We start from the raw sequence: 17359 nt of genomic DNA, 5'->3' as shown, positions 1-17359 counted from the left end.
CGCCGTCCCGGCCGGGGCGCGGGGTGATGTTCCGCGCGGCGGGGAGGCGCGGGCCCCGCCCGCGGGCGGCGCGTCCCGTGACGTGTCCGAGAACACGAGGCGTCGCGCCGCCCCCGGTCGTAAGCTCGCGTCATGCAGGTGATCCAGTCCACGAAGCTCGCCAACGTCTGTTACGAAATCCGGGGCCCGGTGCTCGAAGAGGCGATGCGGCTCGAAGCCGCGGGTCATCGCATCCTCAAGCTCAACACCGGCAATCCGGCCGCCTTCGGCTTCGAGTGCCCGCCCGCGATCCTGGAGGACGTCCTCCGGAACCTCTCCGAGGCGCACGGCTACGGCGACGCGAAGGGGCTGCTGTCGGCCCGGCGCGCGGTGATGAGCCACTACGAGACCAAGGGCGTCCACCTCTCCGTCGAGGACATCTATCTGGGCAACGGCGTCTCGGAGCTCATCCAGATGGCGATGCAGGCGCTCCTCGACGACGGCGACGAGGTCCTCGTCCCGGCCCCTGACTACCCGCTGTGGACGGCCGCCGTCTCCCTCGCGGGCGGTACGGCGGTGCACTACCGCTGCGACGAGCAGGCGGACTGGATGCCGGACCTGGCCGACATCGAGCGCAGGATCACCGACCGCACCAAGGCGATCGTGATCATCAACCCGAACAACCCGACGGGCGCGGTCTACGACGACGAGATGCTGCGGGGGCTCACCGAGATCGCCCGCCGGCACGACCTGGTGGTCTGCTCGGACGAGATCTACGACAAGATCCTCTACGACGGCGCGACGCACACGCCGACCGCCGCGATCGCCCCGGACCTGCTCTGCCTCACCTTCAACGGGATGAGCAAGAACTACCGGGTGGCGGGCTTCCGCTCCGGCTGGCTGGCGGTCTGCGGCCCGAAGCACCACGCGTCCTCGTACATCGAGGGGCTGACGATCCTGGCGAACATGCGGCTGTGCGCCAACATGCCGGCGCAGCACGCGGTGGCCGCCGCGCTCCAGGGCCGGCAGTCGATCGAGGAGCTGGTGCTGCCGGGCGGGCGGCTCCTGGAGCAGCGGGACACGGCGTACGAGCTGCTCACCTCGATCCCGGGTGTGACCTGCGTGAAGCCGAAGGGCGCGCTGTACCTGTTCCCGCGCCTGGATCCGAACGTCTACAAGGTGAAGGACGACCGGCAGATGGTCCTGGACCTGCTGCGGGCCGAGAAGATCATGGTGGTGCACGGGACGGGCTTCAACTGGCACGAGCCGGACCACTTCCGGATCGTGACGCTGCCGTCGGTGGCGGACCTGACCGACGCGGTGACGCGGATCGGGCGCTTCCTGGACGGCTACGGCCAGCACTGACGGGCCCGCGCCGCCGCCGGGCCCCGGCGGCGGCGCCTTGACCGAGCCTTGAACCGGACTCGGCTCAACTTTAGACGAATTCCAAGCTAGGATGGCCTTCGAGCAGTCAGGAGGCCATCCCATGTACGAACCGATCCGCACCAAGTCGGTCCACACCACCACCGGCACCCCGGCCGCCTTCCCGCACCGCTCCCGCGAGGAGGAGCTGGACATCCAGCTCGCCGGACACCTCTCCGCCCTGCTCGCCGTGACCGACGAGCTCGGCGACGGCGACGGCGGCGAGCTGATCGCCCGGCAGGTGGCGCGGCTGCGCGGAGCACCCCCGGCCCGCCACGCGGGCCTGAGCGGGGCCCCCTCCGAGGCCCTGCACCGCAAGGCCCACGCCCTCGCGGGCCGGGCCCTGGTCGTCGCCGCCTCCCGCGCGGACACGGCCGCCGCGATCCTCGCCGCCGAGCGGATGGACGCGCACACCGCGGCACTGACCGGGCACCCCCTGGTCGCCGCCCCCTGACGGCCCCGGGCCGCGCGGCACGAACCGCGCGGCCCGGGTGCCATCCACCCGTCGAGCCCCGGGGCGTGTCGCCCCGGGGCTCGACGCGCGGACCATCGCACGGGCCTCCGCGCGGGCCGACGTGCGGGCCCACGCGGGCCGTCGCACGGGCCGGAGAAAAGCGGGCGCCGCCGTGCCGGGGGACGGCAGCGGGGCGCAAGCGGGGCGGTAGCCGGACGTGAGCGGCGGACGAGATGCTTCACATGTCAGCAGGTCAAGCGGGGTAGCGGCACGCCGCACGTTCCGGGCCGAGACTGCACCTCCGTACTCGACCGCCACACATCCGGGGAATCCACATGCGTACGACGTTCCACTCCCGCAAGCGCACCGCCACCATCGGCGCGGCGCTCACCGCCGTCCTCACCCTCGCCCTCACCGCCTGCAACGGCGACGGCACCGCGCTGGGCGGCGGGCAGGCCGGCTCCACCGCGTCGGCGGACAAGGCGGGCGGGACCGGCGGGACGGGCAAGACGGACCAGGGCTCCGGTTCCGGCTCCGGCGGGACGGGCAAGACGGACCAGGGCTCCGGCACCGGCGGAAGCGGTCAGGGCACCGGCTCCGGCACCGGCGGGAGCGGCCAGGGCACCGACCCCGACGACATCGGCAAGGGCATGGCCGACGTGTGCCGCTCCGCCGTGCTCGACGCCTCCGCCGTCGACAACACCTCGGACGCGACGATCGGCATCGTCACCGTCACCTTCAAGAACTTCGGCAGCGCCGGCTGCCGCATCAACGGCTTCCCGGGCGTCGACGTCAAGACGTCCCTGGGCGACACCTTCTCCGTGGACCGCAACGGCGAGGACGCCGCGCCGCAGGTCCTCCAGGAGGGCGAGACCGCCGCCTTCACCATCACGTACCCGGTCAACAACACCGGCGGCACCGGCGTGAAGCTGACCGACCTCGTGGTGACGCCCCCGAACGAGGTCAGGCCCTTCACCCTGAAGTGGCCGGCGGGCACGCTCCCCGTCACCGACGGCGAGGACGGCGGGAAGATGGAGGTCGGCCCGGTGCGCAGGGTCAGCGACTCCCCGGCCGGCTGACCCCGCTCCGGCACCCCGGGCACACGATGGCCACCGTTCCGGTTCCCTAACGGGATCGTCCCTTCACCCGCCGTCCACCCGACTCCCCCTGGAATGTGGGTTTCCGCGAGCACGCTGCCCGCGTGAGACGCATTCTCGGAATCGTCCTGGCCGTCCTGCTCCTCGGCGGCGTCGCCTTCGTCCTCGTGACGAACGGCCCTCAGGACAAGGGCACGGCACCGAAGACCGTGCGAGGAGTCATCGGCTCGGAGAAGGGCGAGTTCTTCGCCGACCCCGATGTCGTGAAGGCCCTGGCCGCCCAGGGCCTCACCGTGAACACCGAGACCTCCGGGTCCTGGGACATGGAGCAACTCCCCCTCAAGGGATACGACTTCGCCTTCCCGGCCTCGAAGGGACCGGCCGACGAGCTGCGCGCCAAGGCCCCCGACAAGGCCGTCGCCGCACCGCTGCGGCCCTTCTACTCGCCGCTCGTCGTCGTCGCCCACAGCAACGCCGCCCGGGTCCTCGCCGCCAACGGCCTGGCCGCCCTCGGCGCCCGCGGCACCAGCGGCATCCTCAGGATGGACGCCTACCTGGCCGCCGTCCGCGCCGACCGCGGCTGGCAGCAGCTCAAGGGCGCCGACAAGCACACCGAACTGAGCGGCACCCTCTTCATCACCTCCACCGACCCGCTCGCCTCCAGCTCCGGCGCGCTCTACCTCGCCGCCGCCGGATACGTCGCCGACGGCGGCCGGGTCGCGGACGGCAGTCAGGCCGTCGGCCGCACCGCCCCGCTGCTCCGCAAGCTCACCCGGGTGCAGGGCGCCCAGCAGACCAACTCCGACGCCCCCTTCCGGGACTTCGTGAGCGGCGTCGGCAACCCCCTGGTCCTCGTCTACGAGTCCCAGGTCGCCGCCCAGCTCCTCGCCGGCCGCCCGATGGGCGACCTCGTCGTGCTCTACCCGGACACCACGGTCAACAGCGACCACACCCTCGTGCCGCTCACCGAGGCCGGCAAGGAGCTGGGCCGGCTGCTCTCCGAGGACCCGGAGCTGCGCCGCCTCGCCGTCCGGCACGGCTTCCGGCCACAGGGCGCCGCACCCGAGTTCACCGAGGCCACCGACCCGTACGGCGCCTACCTCAACCAGACGCTCACCGGCGTCCGCCAGGCGCCCGTGCCCACCGGCACGGTGCTGCGCGACATGGCGCGGCGGGCCCGGGACCAGGGGGACCCCGCATGACCGAGCCCACCGACCCGCGCGCCGGGCGGCCCCGCAACCCCTACGCGGGCCCCCCGGAGGGCACCTTCGTCCTCGCCCCGCCCGAGCAGGGCGCGCCGCTCGTCCTCACCCCGCCCGCACCGCCCCCGCCGATCCGCGCCGCCCAGGCGTCCGGCCTGGTCCCGCTGGGCGAGGAGGTCCGGGCCGAGATGACCCGGCGGGCCGAGGCGTACGTCGACTCGCTCTCCGGACTCGACCCGCGCTCGCCCGAGTTCGCCGGCCGGATCGGCGAGATCGCCGCCCTCGGCTCCGGCGAGATGCGGGCCGCCGCCCAGCAGTCCCACCGGATGCTCGACCGCACCGTCCACTCCCTCGGCCGGGGCGGCGGCGACGCCTCCGCCCGCGTCGGCTCCGCCCTGGTCGAACTGCGCCGGACCGTCGAGGACCTCGACCCGCGCGAGAGCCCCGGCCGGGGCGCCCGGCGCCTCCTCGCCCGGCTGCCCGGCGGCAACCGCTTCCGCGACCACGTCGCCAAGTACGCCTCCTCGCAGGCCGTCCTGAACCGGATCGTCGGCTCGCTCCGCGGCGGCCAGGACGAACTGCGCCGCGACAACGCCGCCCTCCAGACCGAGCGGGCCCGCCTCTGGGAGACCATGGGGAGCCTCCAGGAGCACGCCGTCCTCACCGACGCCCTCGACGCGGCCGTCGAGCAGCGGATCGCGGCCACCGCCGACCCCGCGCGGGCCGACGCGCTGCGCGCCGACGTCCTCTTCCCGGTCCGCCAGAAGCACCAGGACCTGCTGACCCAGCTCGCCGTCTGCGCCCAGGGCTACCTGGCCATGGACGTCGTCCGGCGGAACAACAACGAGCTGATCAAGGGCGTGGACCGGGCCGCGACGACGACGCTGTCCGCGCTGCGGATCGCCGTCGTGCTCGCCTCCGCGCTGGAGAACCAGCGCAAGGTCACCGAGCAGGTCGGCGTGCTCCGCTCGACCACCGAGGAGCTGATCCGGGGCAACGCCGAGATGCTCGCCGGGCAGACGGGCGAGATCCAGCGGATCGCCGCCGACCCGGCGGTCGGCGCGGAGACCCTGCGCACCGCGTTCCAGCAGATCTACCAGACCCTCGACGCCATCGACACGTACAAGGCGCGGGCCACCGAGGCGATGGCCGCGACCGTCTCCTCCCTCACGGACGAACTCCGCGAGGCCGGCGCGCACCTGGAGCGCAGCCGCCGCACGAGCCCCCCGGAAGGCGGCACCCCCGCATGAGAAACCCCGTCCGCCCCCGCGGCCGCCTGTTCGCCGCCCTCGCCCTCGGCCTGGCCCTCACCGCCACCGCCGGCTCCTGCTCCTCCCCCGCCGGTCCCGGCCCCGGCCCGGCCACCGGCACCGCCGCCGCGCCCGGCACCCTCCGCGTCCTCGCCTCCTCCGAACTCGCCGACATGGCACCGGTCCTGGAGGACGCCCGCGAGGCCACCGGCGTCACCGTCCGCGCCACCTACGCGGGCACCCTCGACGCCGTCGAGCGGATCGCCTCCGGGCAGGCGGAGAAGGAGTACGACGCCGTCTGGCTCTCCTCCAACGACTACCTGCGGCTGCGCCCCGACACCGCCGGGCGGATCACCAGCGAGACGCCGGTGATGACCTCCCCGGTGGCGCTCGGCGTCCGCCCCGCGGCCGTCGCCCGGCTCGGCTGGGACCCGAGGAAGGTCACCTGGTCGCAGCTGCACCGGGCGGTCGCCGACGGCGAGCTGACGTACGGCATGACCGACCCGAAGCGCTCCAACTCCGGCTTCTCCGCCCTGGTCTCGGTCGCCTCCGGCCTCTCCGGCGCCCAGTCCGCCCTCACCGACGCCGACGTCCGGCGGGCCACGCCGAAGCTCCGCGCGTTCTTCACCGGCCAGCAGCTGACCTCCGGCTCCTCCGGCTGGCTCGCCACCGCCTACGCCCGCCGCACCGACGTCGACGCGCTGGTCAACTACGAGTCGGTGCTGCTCTCCACACCCGGCGACCTCACCGTGATCCGGCCCGCCGACGGCGTCGTCACCGCCGACTACCCGCTCACCCTGCTCACCGCCGCCCCCGACGCGGCCAAGGAGTCCGCGCGGCGGCTCACCACCTACCTGCGCACCCCCGAGGCCCAGCGCCGGATCACCGCCACCACCCTGCGCCGCCCGGTCGTCGCGGGCGTCGACCCGGCGCCCCGGCTCGACCGCGACCTGCGCCGCGAACTGCCCTTCCCCGGCAGCCGCTCGGTGGCCGACGGGCTGCTCGACGCGTACGACAACACGCTGCGCCGCCCGTCCCGCACGGTCTACGTCCTCGACACCTCCGGCTCGATGGCCGGCGCCCGCCTCGACCGGCTGAAGACGGCGCTCGCCGAGCTGACCGGCGACTTCCGCGACCGGGAGGAGGTCACCCTGATGCCCTTCGGCACCGCCGTGAAGCGCGACGCGACCCGCACCTACACGGTCGACCCGAAGGACCCGGCGAAGGCCAGGGACGCGCTCCGCGCCGACGCCGGCCGGCTCACCGCCTCCGGCGGCACCGCGATCTACTCCAGCCTCACCGAGGCGTACCGCGGCCTGGGCGCCGCGCCCCGGTCCACCTTCACCTCCGTCGTCCTCATGACGGACGGGGAGAACACCGACGGCATGGCGGGCGACGGCTTCGACGCCTTCTACCGCGCGCTGCCCGAGGCCCAGCGGCACACCCCGGTCTTCCCCATCCTCTTCGGCGACTCCGACCGCTCCGAGCTGGACCGGATCGCGGACCTGACCGGCGGGAAGGTCTTCGACGCCACCCGGGGCTCCCTCGACGGCGCCTTCGAGGAGATCCGTGGCTACCAGTGACCGGGGCCCGGCGGGCCGCCTGCTGCGGTACGCCGGCTCGCGCAAGAACCTCACCGGCTGCGCCTGCGGCCTCGCCGGGCTGGCCCTCGCGCTGACCGGCGCGGCCGGGGCGCTGGGCCCGCTGGTGGTGGCGGGGCTGTACGGGGCGGGCGCGCTGCTCGCCCCGCCCGAGCGGCCCGGCACCCCGGCCTTCCCCGGCCCGGACGAGCAGCTGGAGTCGCTGCGGGCGGACCACGCCACCCTGCGGGAGTACCTGACGGAGGTGGAGCTGCCGGAGGCGGCCCGCACGGCGCTGGACGGCCTGGACGAGCTGCTCGGCGCGCTCCTCGAACCGGGCTGGGTCAGCGATCCGGAGCACCTGCGGGTGCTGGCCCGCGCGGTCCGCCAGGACGTGCCGGAAGCGGTCGACGCCTTCGTACGGACCCGCTGGTGGTCCCGGGTGAGCCCGGGCGCGGAGCCGCCCGAGCGGCATCTGGAGCGGCAGCTCGCCGCCCTGCGCGAGGAGGCCGCCGCCCTGGCGGCCTCCCTCCAGGAGGCGGAGGAGCTCCGGCAGCGGGCCCACACCCGCTACCTGGAGGACCGCGCCTAGGCCGTGTCCGGGTTATGTTCCGGGCATGACATCCAGTGATCGTTCCGCCTCCCGCCGCACCGTCCTGACCGCCCTCGCCGCCGCCACGGCGGGGGCCCCGTTCCTCGGCCAGCTCGCCGCCGCCTCCCCGGCCGCCGCCGCGGACCCCCTGGAGTACCCCTCCAACACCGCGATGTACACGGCGATAGGCACCGAGGAGGGCACCACCTTCGGCCGCCGCCACCGCCGCCACGAGCGGTTCGACCTGTCGCTGACCGCCAAGGCGGAGCACCCCCGCACGGCGGTCCTCGCCCTGCACGGCGGCGGCATCGAGATCGGCACCAGCGAGCTGTGCCTCGGCATCGCGGGCTACAGCCCCTCCGACCCGGCCGGCGCGCCCGTCCTGCCCTCCGTCCACGACTACTTCATGTTCGAGGGGCTGCTCTCCAGCGGCAACAAGGCGCTCCACGTCACCTCGAAGAACTGCGACGACCACGTGGCGCTCGCGCTCGCCGCGAGCCACCTCAACGTGCTGTCGCTGCACGGCTGCACCTTCGACCAGCTGAAGCTGCCCACCGCCTCGTTCCCGGCGGCGGGCGACCGCCGGGTCGCCGTGGTCGGCGGCCTCAACCCGGCCTTCCGCACCGCCCTGGTGACCGAGCTGACCGCGGCGGGCTTCCCCGCCGTCGACTCCTTCGCGGCCCCGTACGCCGCCACCCTCGCCGACTTCAACGGCAGCCACACCGCCAACCCGTGCAACCGCACGATGCTCGGCATGGGCGGCCAGCTGGAGCTGACGACGGAGCTGCGGCAGAGCCTCTTCGACGACTCGTCCTCCCGGAGCGCCCGCGCGGCCACCTGGAACGGCGCGTTCGTGGCGTTCCGGGACGCCTGCCGCCGCGCCGTCGCGACCGTCGAGGCGGCCCAGCCGATCCTCTGACCGGCCGCCCCGGGACGTGCGCCGGCCCCGGAGCCTGAGGGGGCTCCGGGGCCGGCCGTGTCGTGATGGACCGTCGTGACCCCACTGGTCAGGGCGGTATGTCGGGGCAGCCCACCACGAGTCTCATGCTGCTACGGGATCAGCCCAGGCGCTCGACCAGCGCCTCGTACTGGTCCCACAGCTCCTTCGGCGTGTGGCTGCCGAAGGTCTCCAGGTGCGCGGGGACCAGGGCGGCCTCCTCGCGCCAGACGTCCTTGTCGACGGTGAGCAGGAAGTCCAGGTCCGCGTCGGCCAGGTCCAGGCCGTCGGTGTCCAGGGCCGCCTTCGTCGGCAGGACGCCGATCGGGGTCTCGACGCCCTCGGCCCGGCCGTCGAGGCGCTCGACGATCCACTTCAGGACGCGGCTGTTCTCGCCGAAGCCGGGCCAGACGAACTTGCCCGCGTCGTTCTTGCGGAACCAGTTCACGTAGTAGATCTTCGGCAGCTTGGCGGCGTCCGCGTTCGCACCGACCTTGACCCAGTGGGCCATGTAGTCGCCCATGTTGTAGCCGCAGAACGGCAGCATGGCGAAGGGGTCGCGGCGCAGCTCGCCGACCTTGCCCTCGGCGGCGGCGGTCTTCTCGGAGGCCACGTTGGCGCCGAGGAAGACGCCGTGGTTCCAGTCGAAGGACTCGGTGACCAGCGGGACGGCGGAGGCGCGGCGGCCGCCGAAGAGGATGGCCGAGATCGGCACGCCCTTCGGGTCCTCCCACTCCGGCGCGATGATCGGGCACTGCCCGGCCGGCACGGTGAAGCGGGCGTTGGGGTGGGCGGCCGGGGTGTCGGACGCGGGCGTCCAGTCGTTGCCCTTCCAGTCCGTGAGGTGCGCGGGCGCCGTCTCGGTCATGCCCTCCCACCACACGTCGCCGTCGTCGGTGAGCGCGACGTTGGTGAAGACGGAGTTGCCCCACATGGTCTTCATGGCGTTGGCGTTGGTGTGCTCGCCGGTGCCGGGCGCGACGCCGAAGAAGCCGGCCTCGGGGTTGATCGCGTAGAGGCGGCCGTCCTCGCCGAAGCGCATCCAGGCGATGTCGTCGCCGATGGTCTCCACGGTCCAGCCGGGGACCGTCGGCTCCAGCATGGCGAGGTTGGTCTTGCCGCAGGCCGACGGGAAGGCCGCGGCGACGTACTTCGCCTCACCCTGCGGCGGGGTCAGCTTCAGGATGAGCATGTGCTCGGCGAGCCAGCCCTCGTCGCGGGCCATGACGGACGCGATGCGCAGGGCGTAGCACTTCTTGCCGAGGAGGGCGTTGCCGCCGTAGCCGGAGCCGTACGACCAGATCTCGCGGGTCTCGGGGAAGTGCGAGATGTACTTGGTGGTGTTGCAGGGCCACGGCACGTCCTGCTCGCCCTCCGCGAGGGGGGCGCCGAGGGTGTGGACGGCCTTCACGAAGAAGCCGTCGGTGCCGAGCTCGTCGAGGACGGGCTGCCCCATGCGGGTCATGGTGCGCATGGAGACGGCGACGTAGGCGGAGTCGGTGATCTCGACGCCGATGGCGGAGAGCGGGGAGCCGACGGGGCCCATGCAGAAGGGGACCACGTACATGGTGCGGCCCTTCATGGAGCCGCGGAAGATGCCCTCGGAGCCCGCGAAGAGCTCCTTCATCTCGGCCGGGGCCTTCCAGTGGTTGGTCGGGCCCGCGTCCTCCTCCTTCTCGGAGCAGATGAAGGTGCGGTCCTCGACACGCGCGACGTCGCTGGGGTCGGAGGCGGCGTAGTACGAGTTCGGGCGCTTCACCGGGTCGAGCTTCGTGAACGTGCCCTTGGCGACGAGCTCCTCGCACAGGCGCTCGTACTCGGCCTCGGAGCCGTCGCACCAGACGATGCTGTCCGGCTGGGTGATCTCTGCGATCTCGTTCACCCAGGAGACGAGCTCCTGGTGCTGGGTGGGAAGGGGAGCCGCGTTGTCGCGCGCCACGATCGCTCCTTGTCGAGGGGTGTTTTTTCGCTGTATGCCCCGTGGGGGCTGCGACCCGGATGCGTCGTAGCTGCTCATCCGGTGCCGACCACACTCATTTGATCATCCGCCCGAAGCGCCCATATGTCCAGGGGGGTGCACACGTGAGCATCGCCACTCATATCCGGGACCTACGGGGCCGTAGGTACGATTCCGTGTCATGACTGCAGCCACGCCGGGAGCGCCCCCGGTCGCGCCCGAACCGACCGCCCAGGCCCCGTCGCTCCCGCTCAAGCCCCGCCTGCGCGGCTGGCTGCACGCGGGCATGTTCCCCGCCGTGATCGTGGCCGGACTGGTCCTCGTCGCCCTCTCCGACTCCCCGCGCGCCCGGGTGGCCTGCGGGATCTACGTCCTCACCGCCTGCCTGCTGTTCGGCGTCAGCGCGCTCTACCACCGGGGCAACTGGGGCCCGCGCGGCGAGGCCGTGCTGCGCCGCCTCGACCACGCCAACATCTTCCTGATCATCGCGGGCACCTACACCCCGCTCACCCTGCTGCTGCTCCCCGACTCCACCGCGAAGCCGCTCATGTGGGCGGTGTGGGCCGCCGCGGCCGCGGGCATCGCCTTCCGCGTCTTCTGGGTCGGCGCCCCCCGCTGGCTCTACACGCCCTGCTACATCGCGATGGGCTGGGCCGCCGTCTTCTTCCTGCCCGACTTCCTGCGGACCGGCGGCATCGCCGTCCTCGTCCTCGTCGTCGTCGGCGGGCTGCTCTACAGCGCGGGCGGCGTCGTCTACGGCTTCAAGCGGCCGAACCCGTCCCCCCGCTGGTTCGGCTTCCACGAGGTCTTCCACTCCTTCACCCTCGCCGCCTTCATCGTCCACTACGTCGGCATCTCCCTGGTGGCCTACCAGGCCTGACCGGGCACAATCGACGCATGGCGAGCGGACTGAGGGAACGGAAGAAGCGGCGGACCCGGGCGGAGATCCGCGCCGCCGCCCGGCGGATCGCCGCCTCCGACGGCTGGGAGGCGGCGACCATCGAGCGGATCGCCCGCGAGGCCGAGGTCTCCCCCTCCACCGTCGTCCGCCACTTCCCGGTCCGCGAGGACGTCGTCCTCACCGACGAGGACGACGAGCGCCTCGAAGCCCTGCTGCGCGCCCGCCCGGCCGGCGAGGAGCCCCTCGAATCGCTCCACGCGGTCCTCGCCGCGGCCGTCGGCAGCGCCCTGGAGTCCGACCCGGCGGAGCTCCGGCTCCGCTGCCGGCTGATGGCCGAGGTGCCCGCCGTCCGGGCCCGGCTCACCGAGACCACCGCCGAGACCGGCCGCCGGCTCGCCCGCGCCCTGGCCGACCGCACCGGCCGCGACCCCGACGACCTGGAGGTCCGGGTCTTCACCGCGGCCGTCCTCGGCGCCCTGCGCGAGGCCGTCCTCCACTGGGCCGAGCGCGGCCGCACCGACGACCTGCTCGCCCTGCTGCACCGCGCGGTCGACACCCTCAAGGCCGGGCCGGCGCTCCCAGCGCGCCCCTGACCACCGCGGCCGAGCGCGGATTGTCCCGGCACTCCCACACGCCGTGCGGGCAGTAGTCGGTGACCGTCTGGTAGACCGGCCGGTGGGCGGCGAACCAGTCGAGCATCCCCCGCACGTACGCGGGGTTGTCGCCGTTGCGGAAGAGCCCCCACTCCGGGTACGAGACGGGCTTGCCGTGCGCCCGCGCGAAGGCCACGTGGTGCGCGAGCCCGTACTCCTCGCCGACCTGCCCCTCGAAGGAGAGCCCGGCCGGCTGGTCGTAGGCGTCCATGCCGATGATGTCCACCACGTCGTCGCCGGGGTAGCACTCCGGCCACGGGATCGCGTCCCGGCCCCGGCTGGGCGTGAAGTCGAGGCGGAAGCGCTGCCCGGGGACCGCCCGCAGCACCCCGGCGATCCGCCGCCAGTACGCCTTCCAGGCCGCCGGGTCGGGACCGCAGCGGTGGCCGTACGTGGTGCCGTTCATCTCCCAGCCCGGCACCAGGACCGCGTCGGCCAGCCCGGCGCCGACCAGCCCCTCGCCCAGCGCCCGGAAGTGCCGGTCGAAGGCGCCGTCCGCGCCGCGCCGCAGCCCCGCGCGGACCTCGTCGTCGGCAAGCCCGGCCTCGTTGCGGTCCATCATCGGCACGTTCAGCACGAAGAGGCGGCCCGGGGCGGCGGCCTTCCACCGCGCCCACGGCCCGAACAGCTCCGGGTGCCCCTCGATGTTCGACCAGCGGTCGCCCGGCAGATAGGTGTGGCCGACCCGCAGCGACGTGCCGCCCAGCCACGCCTCCACCCCGGCGATCCGCCGCACCCCCACCGCGTCGGAGCCGGTGAAGAAGCCGGACGGGACCCGGGCCAGGGGCACCGGCGCGGCCCCGGTCCCGGTGTGCCGGGCGCCGGGGGCGAGCCGGTCGCCGGGCAGCAGCAGCGCCAGCGCCGCCGCCAGCAGCACCGCGACCGGCACCAGGACCACCGCGCGCGGCCGCCTCACCGGAGCACGGCGCACGTCAGCCGGTCCAGAAGTCCCACCAGCGGGTCAGGATCAGCATCCCGATGATCCCGGTGTGCAGGACGGGCGGGGCGAAGGCGAAGTCGCCGAGGAAGCCGCGGACCGCGGCCGGGGCGGGCAGCACCCCGGTGCGCACGTTGTGCGCGGTGACGTACCAGAACATGGTGAGGGTCGCCGTCCAGGCGAGGCAGCACCACAGGCACAGGGCGTTGATCTCGTACAGCGACTGGACCATCAGCCAGGTGCAGAAGCCGACGCCGAACAGCATCCCGGCGTTGAGCCCGAGCCAGAACCAGCCCCGGTACCGGGCCCCGGCGAGGAGCCCGGCGCCGGCCGCGACGACGACGGCGTAGGTGACCATGCCGAGCATCGGATTGGGGAAGCCGAAGACCGCGGCCTGCGCGCTCTTCATGATGTTCCCGCAGGACACCACGGGGTTGAGGCTGCACCCCGGCTGGAAGCCCGGGTCCTCCAGGAGGAGGAACTTGTCGATCGTGATCACCCAGGCGGCCAGGCTGCCGGCCGCCCCGGTGACGACCAGGAGCCAGGCGAGCCCCCGGCCCGCGCCGATCGTGCCGTCCGCTTCCCGGCCGGCCCGCCGCTGTCCGGGGACCGTGCCCCGGACGTCGAGCGTCGTCATCGCGCCGCTCCTTCCGCTCAGCCCTGGATGCGCCGGACCGGCAGCAGGACGTGGGCGCAGTCCGCGAGCATCGCCTCGTCGGAGACGAAGGCGCGCAGCCGGTCCTCGTCCACCGGCTGCCCGGGGACGCCCTCGGCCCAGGGCCGCACCGAGCAGAGGAAGTACACCTTGCCGGTCTCGCGGGCGGCGGCCTGCCACTCGGGCGGCACCGGGCACTGCACCTTGAGGAAGGGCAGCGTGAGGACGGCGGAGCCGCCCTCGACGAGCAGGGTGGCGCTGATGCCGGCGTCCTTCTCCAGGTCGAAGAGGCGGTCGCCGACGGAGAGGCCCATGGAGTCGAGGGCCGTGCGCAGGGCCTGCTGACCGGCCTCCGGTCCGTCCCGGCCGTCGCCGAGGGAATAGGCCATCAGGAAAGGCGTTCCGGCGGATTCCGCGGTGGCCTCGCTGGACCACGGAATGACCGTGAGCGTGCCCAGCGGGGAGATGCTGCGGCTTTCGGGAACGACGTGAGAAGTGGTCATGAAACGGGATGCTAGTGGTGCAACCACCCTTTCCCCGTACCGAATTCACTCATCCGGCCGACATTGGGCCGCTCGGCATGTCGGCCGCAACGAACCCGGGTTTTCATCGTTGTGCCCTGAGGCCCCTTGTCGACGCCAGGAGATCGCCGATGCCCTTTCCGCGCCGTGTCGCCCTCCGGTCCCTCTTCGCGCTGGCCGTCACCGCCGTCACCGGCGGCGCCCTCGGCCGGATCGCGGTCCGCGCCCCCGAGGCGCGGGCGACCGACCCGTACGCCTTCGACGAGATGTACGCGGGCCGCCGGATCCGCGGCCTCACCGGTCCCGACGGCGAGCCGGTCGCCCTGGTGGACGGCCGGCCGCTGCACCTGATGCGGTGCGCCGACGGCGGCTGGGTGACCCCGCTCGACCACTACGAGTCCCGCCCGACCCCGCTCGCCGCCACCCGTACGGCCGTGGACGCGGCGGGGTCGGCCCCGCTGTCCCGGTACGCGGCGGCGCACGGCGACCACACCGAACCGACGGGAGGCACCCCGCGTGGTGTACACGCGTAAGAACCAGCGCGACCTGACCGCGTCCGAGCGCCGGAGGTTCGTGGCCGCCGTGCTCGAACTGAAGCGGCGGGGCGAGTACGACGAGTTCGTCCGCACCCACATCGACTACTACACGGCCGACGGCGGCGGCCGGCTGCGGACGGCGCACATGACGCCGAGCTTCCTGCCGTGGCACCGCCGCTTCCTGCTGGAGTTCGAGCGGGCGCTGCGCCGGATCGACGGGACGGTGACGGTCCCGTACTGGGACTGGACCCGGGACAACAGCCCGGCGTCGTCGATCTGGGCGGAGGACTTCATGGGCGGCAACGGCCGCCGCTCGGACCTCCGGGTCACCACCGGCCCCTTCGCGTACGGCGGGGGGAAGTGGACGGTGAAGTACGCGATGACGGAGGTCTCGTACCTGACCCGGGACCTGGGCCGGCCGGGTGATCCGATCGCGCTGCCGACGGCGGGCCAGCTGGAGGAGGTGATGCGGGAGCGGACGTACGACACGGCGCCGTGGAACTCGACGAGCCCGTCGGGCTTCCGCAACCGGCTGGAGGGCTGGGCGCCGGGCTCGGGCAACGACCGCTTCCGGATCCACAACCGGGTGCACCGCTGGGTGGGCGGCCTGATGCTGGGCGGCGGTTCGGTGAACGATCCGGTGTTCTGGCTGCACCACTCCTTCGTGGACCTGGTGTGGTCCCGGTGGCAGCAGCGCAATCCGGGGGCCGCGTACCTGCCGGCGACCCCGCCGCCGGTGGGCGACGCGCAGTACCGGAAGGTGATCGCGCGGCACCAGCCGATGCAGCCGTGGGGCGTGACGCCGGCCGAGATGGCGGACCACTCGCAGCTCTACCGGTACGCCTGACGGACGGCGGGTCCGGACGCGCGCGTCCCCCCGGCCCTGGTGGGGCCGGGGGGACGCGCGGGAGGCGGGGCCGGTTCAGCCGCCGTAGCCACCGTCGCCGTAGCCACCGCCGTTGTCGCCCTCGGGGGCGTCGACGTTGGCGCAGGTGTTGCCGAAGGCCGGGTTCAGCAGGCCGATGACGTTGACGGTGTTGCCGCAGACGTTGAGCGGCACGTGGATCGGGGCCTGGACGGCGTTTCCGGAGGCGACGCCGGGCGAGTGGGCGGCGACGGCCTCGGCGCCCGAGTCGGCGAGGGCCAGACCGGCTCCGCTGAGGGCGACGGCACCGGTGCCGGCCAGAACGGCGGCGGCCTTGGCGATGCGAGACATCAGAACTCCTTGAATGGTTCGAGCGACCGCAGGGATCACGGCCGTCACTTCCGTTAAACGCCGCACCGGGGACCGGGTCACGGCCTTTGGGCCGAACGGGAAGGGGAACATCGGAAAATCCCTCCCGCGCGGCCCGCGGAAGCGGGAAAAGGGGCGGGGGAAATGGCCCGCGGACCGGAGGGCGTCCGCCGTCGGATTACGACGGGAGCCTCCGGTCCGCGGGCCGCGGCCATGCGACAAGCCTTCCGGTGCAACGACCATCGGCCCTTGGGGTGGCGGGGAAGAATCGTGTCTTCACCCGGCCGGACCGCGATCGCACGGAAGTCCGAATATGTGCGTGGAGGGGAGTGCCGGGTCAGCCGTGGTCGGGGGCGAGGCCGAGCTGGGAGTCGAGGGCGCCGCTGAGCGCCGGGGAGACGAGGCCGAGGCGCGGCGCGGCGAGGTCGGGCAGGCCGCCGAGGCCGTTGCCCCGGGGCGCCTCGACCGGGGTGCCGAGGACCGCGCCGGGGGTGGCGGCCTGCATCTCGGAGTGCGGGGTGGCGAGCAGCGCCCGGCCGGGCTCGCTGCCCTTCACCAGCTCGGGGAGCGGGGCCGCCACGACGGTCTCGGGCAGGGTGCCGGCCAGCGGGACGCTGGGCAGGGTGACGTCGGGCAGCGCGCTCGTGCCCTTCTGGAAGCCGGTGGGGGCGCCGGGCACCGGGACGGGGACGCCGGTGGCGACGGTCGGGGCGTCCATCGGCAGGACCGGCTCCAGGCCCTGGAGGGGGACGACCACCGGGGCCTCGACGGCGGAGGCCGGGGCGGCCAGGGCGACGGAGGCGAGCGCGGTCATGAGGAGGCCCATGCCGGCGTGAGAGCGCAGATTCATGCCTGGAGAACGAGGCTCTCGGCCGAAACGTCGCGGCCCGTTCCCCCATGTGCAGCAACGGGGAAGGCCCCCGCCGGTGTCGGCGGGGGCCTTCGGGGGCGTCACGGCGGGGTGCCGGTACGCCGGGGACGCCGGTGCGTCCGGGACGCCGGTACGTCAGTGGCGGCGGCTCCGGACGAGGCGGCCGCCCCGCAGCTGGAGCACGGCGCCGCCGACGATGAGGGCGGCGCTGACCGCGCCCGCCGCCCAGAGGGCGGTGTCGTCGGTGCCCGTGTGGGGCAGTTCGGGCTTGTCCGTGGGCGGGGTGGTCACGGGCGGCGTGGTCTCGCAGTCCGGCCCCTCGTCCCCGTAACCGCAGTCGACCGGCGGGGTGGTGACGGGCGGGGTGGTCACCGGGGGCGTGGTCTCGCAGTCCGGTCCCTCGTCGCCGTATCCGCAGTCGACCGGGGGCGTGGTCACCGGCGGGGTGGTGACGGGAGGCGTGGTGACGGGGGGCGTCGTCACCGGCGGAGTGGTCACCGGAGGCGTGGTGACCGGGGGTGTCGTGACCGGCGGGGTCGTCACCGGGGGCGTGGTCACCGGGGGCGTGGTGACGGGGGGCG

The 17359-nt window shown here is 73.7% G+C and carries 18 protein-coding genes and 1 pseudogene; 12 read left to right on the top strand and 7 right to left on the bottom strand.

All coding sequences use genetic code 11. The features are described from left to right. Positions 1 to 132 precede the first annotated feature (132 nt). The 8 genes from IE219_RS06285 to IE219_RS06250 all read left to right on the top strand — a co-directional run bounded on the left by IE219_RS06285 (position 133) and on the right by IE219_RS06250 (position 8495). Positions 133 to 1344, top strand: a complete 1212-nt coding sequence (locus tag IE219_RS06285; protein ID WP_189975549.1) for a pyridoxal phosphate-dependent aminotransferase — start codon at positions 133 to 135, stop codon at positions 1342 to 1344. A gap of 121 nt (positions 1345 to 1465) precedes the next feature. Beyond that, a complete protein-coding gene (locus tag IE219_RS06280; protein WP_189975548.1) occupies positions 1466 to 1855 on the top strand; it encodes an SCO4983 family protein in 390 nt (129 codons plus the stop codon). A gap of 335 nt (positions 1856 to 2190) precedes the next feature. Further along, a complete protein-coding gene (locus IE219_RS06275) occupies positions 2191 to 2934 on the top strand; it encodes a DUF4232 domain-containing protein (protein WP_189975547.1) in 744 nt (247 codons plus the stop codon). 95 nt (positions 2935 to 3029) lie between these two features. Continuing rightward, entirely contained in the window at positions 3030 to 4154 is a 1125-nt protein-coding gene (locus IE219_RS06270; protein WP_189975546.1) for a hypothetical protein, read from the top strand. Next, positions 4151 to 5404 carry a toxic anion resistance protein gene (locus tag IE219_RS06265; protein ID WP_189975545.1) on the top strand — a complete coding sequence of 418 codons (1254 nt, stop codon included), beginning with the start codon at positions 4151 to 4153 and terminating at the stop codon, positions 5402 to 5404. The genes IE219_RS06270 and IE219_RS06265 overlap by 4 nt, the downstream gene beginning before the upstream one ends. Beyond that, positions 5401 to 6987 carry a substrate-binding and vWA domain-containing protein gene (locus IE219_RS06260; RefSeq protein WP_189975544.1) on the top strand — a complete coding sequence of 529 codons (1587 nt, stop codon included), beginning with the start codon at positions 5401 to 5403 and terminating at the stop codon, positions 6985 to 6987. The genes IE219_RS06265 and IE219_RS06260 overlap by 4 nt, the downstream gene beginning before the upstream one ends. After that, positions 6974 to 7576 (top strand): hypothetical protein, encoded by a 603-nt coding sequence (locus IE219_RS06255; protein ID WP_189975543.1) that lies wholly within the window; start codon positions 6974 to 6976, stop codon positions 7574 to 7576. The genes IE219_RS06260 and IE219_RS06255 overlap by 14 nt, the downstream gene beginning before the upstream one ends. 25 nt (positions 7577 to 7601) lie before the next feature. Next, complete coding sequence (locus IE219_RS06250; protein ID WP_189975542.1) at positions 7602 to 8495, top strand: poly-gamma-glutamate hydrolase family protein; 894 nt, start codon at positions 7602 to 7604, stop codon at positions 8493 to 8495. A 139-nt stretch (positions 8496 to 8634) separates the two neighbouring features. Here IE219_RS06250 and IE219_RS06245 read toward each other — a convergent pair whose 3' ends face one another. Beyond that, positions 8635 to 10452, bottom strand: coding sequence for a phosphoenolpyruvate carboxykinase (GTP) (locus IE219_RS06245; protein WP_189975541.1), 1818 nt, complete (start codon positions 10450 to 10452; stop codon positions 8635 to 8637). 199 nt (positions 10453 to 10651) lie between these two features. On the opposite strand from IE219_RS06245, the gene trhA reads away from it, so the two are divergent. Next, positions 10652 to 11350, top strand: coding sequence for a PAQR family membrane homeostasis protein TrhA (gene trhA / locus IE219_RS06240; protein WP_189975540.1), 699 nt, complete (start codon positions 10652 to 10654; stop codon positions 11348 to 11350). A 17-nt stretch (positions 11351 to 11367) separates the two neighbouring features. Next, the gene (locus IE219_RS06235; protein WP_189975539.1) at positions 11368 to 11964 is read left to right on the top strand and encodes an acyl-CoA-like ligand-binding transcription factor; all 597 of its coding nucleotides are present in this window, start codon (positions 11368 to 11370) and stop codon (positions 11962 to 11964) included. On the opposite strand, the gene IE219_RS06230 is transcribed toward IE219_RS06235, so the two are convergent. From IE219_RS06230 to IE219_RS06220, 3 genes are read right to left on the bottom strand one after another with little or no spacing between them, the layout of a single operon-like run. Beyond that, positions 11930 to 12940, bottom strand: coding sequence for a glycoside hydrolase family 26 protein (locus IE219_RS06230; RefSeq protein ID WP_229849625.1), 1011 nt, complete (start codon positions 12938 to 12940; stop codon positions 11930 to 11932). The two genes, IE219_RS06235 and IE219_RS06230, sit on opposite strands and share 35 nt — an antisense overlap. Positions 12941 to 12956: 16 nt before the next feature. Then, entirely contained in the window at positions 12957 to 13598 is a 642-nt protein-coding gene (locus tag IE219_RS06225) for a vitamin K epoxide reductase family protein (RefSeq protein WP_189975538.1), read from the bottom strand. Between the two features lie 17 nt (positions 13599 to 13615). Next, the gene (locus tag IE219_RS06220) at positions 13616 to 14119 is read right to left on the bottom strand and encodes a DUF5949 family protein (RefSeq protein WP_189975537.1); all 504 of its coding nucleotides are present in this window, start codon (positions 14117 to 14119) and stop codon (positions 13616 to 13618) included. 149 nt (positions 14120 to 14268) lie between these two features. Here IE219_RS06220 and IE219_RS06215 point away from each other — a divergent pair, with 149 nt between their 5' ends. Both IE219_RS06215 and IE219_RS06210 read left to right on the top strand, forming a co-directional pair. After that, a complete protein-coding gene (locus tag IE219_RS06215) occupies positions 14269 to 14670 on the top strand; it encodes a tyrosinase family oxidase copper chaperone (RefSeq protein WP_189975536.1) in 402 nt (133 codons plus the stop codon). Next, positions 14654 to 15520, top strand: a complete 867-nt coding sequence (locus tag IE219_RS06210; RefSeq protein WP_189975535.1) for a tyrosinase family protein — start codon at positions 14654 to 14656, stop codon at positions 15518 to 15520. The genes IE219_RS06215 and IE219_RS06210 overlap by 17 nt, the downstream gene beginning before the upstream one ends. 75 nt (positions 15521 to 15595) lie before the next feature. Here IE219_RS06210 and IE219_RS06205 read toward each other — a convergent pair whose 3' ends face one another. From IE219_RS06205 to IE219_RS31575, 3 genes and pseudogenes are all read right to left on the bottom strand, one after another. Beyond that, entirely contained in the window at positions 15596 to 15889 is a 294-nt protein-coding gene (locus tag IE219_RS06205) for a chaplin (protein ID WP_189975534.1), read from the bottom strand. 355 nt (positions 15890 to 16244) lie between these two features. Further along, on the bottom strand, positions 16245 to 16757 hold the full coding sequence (locus IE219_RS06200) for a hypothetical protein (protein WP_189975533.1): 513 nt from the start codon (positions 16755 to 16757) through the stop codon (positions 16245 to 16247). 156 nt (positions 16758 to 16913) lie between these two features. Beyond that, a pseudogene (locus tag IE219_RS31575) lies at positions 16914 to 17359 on the bottom strand (hypothetical protein); the annotation flags it as partial.

It is taken from the genome of Streptomyces termitum (assembly GCF_014650175.1).
Taxonomy (GTDB): Bacteria; Actinomycetota; Actinomycetes; order Streptomycetales; family Streptomycetaceae; genus Streptomyces; species Streptomyces termitum.
The sequence above is the reverse complement of the archived record's forward strand: the minus strand, read 5'-3'. Positions and strand labels throughout refer to the sequence as shown.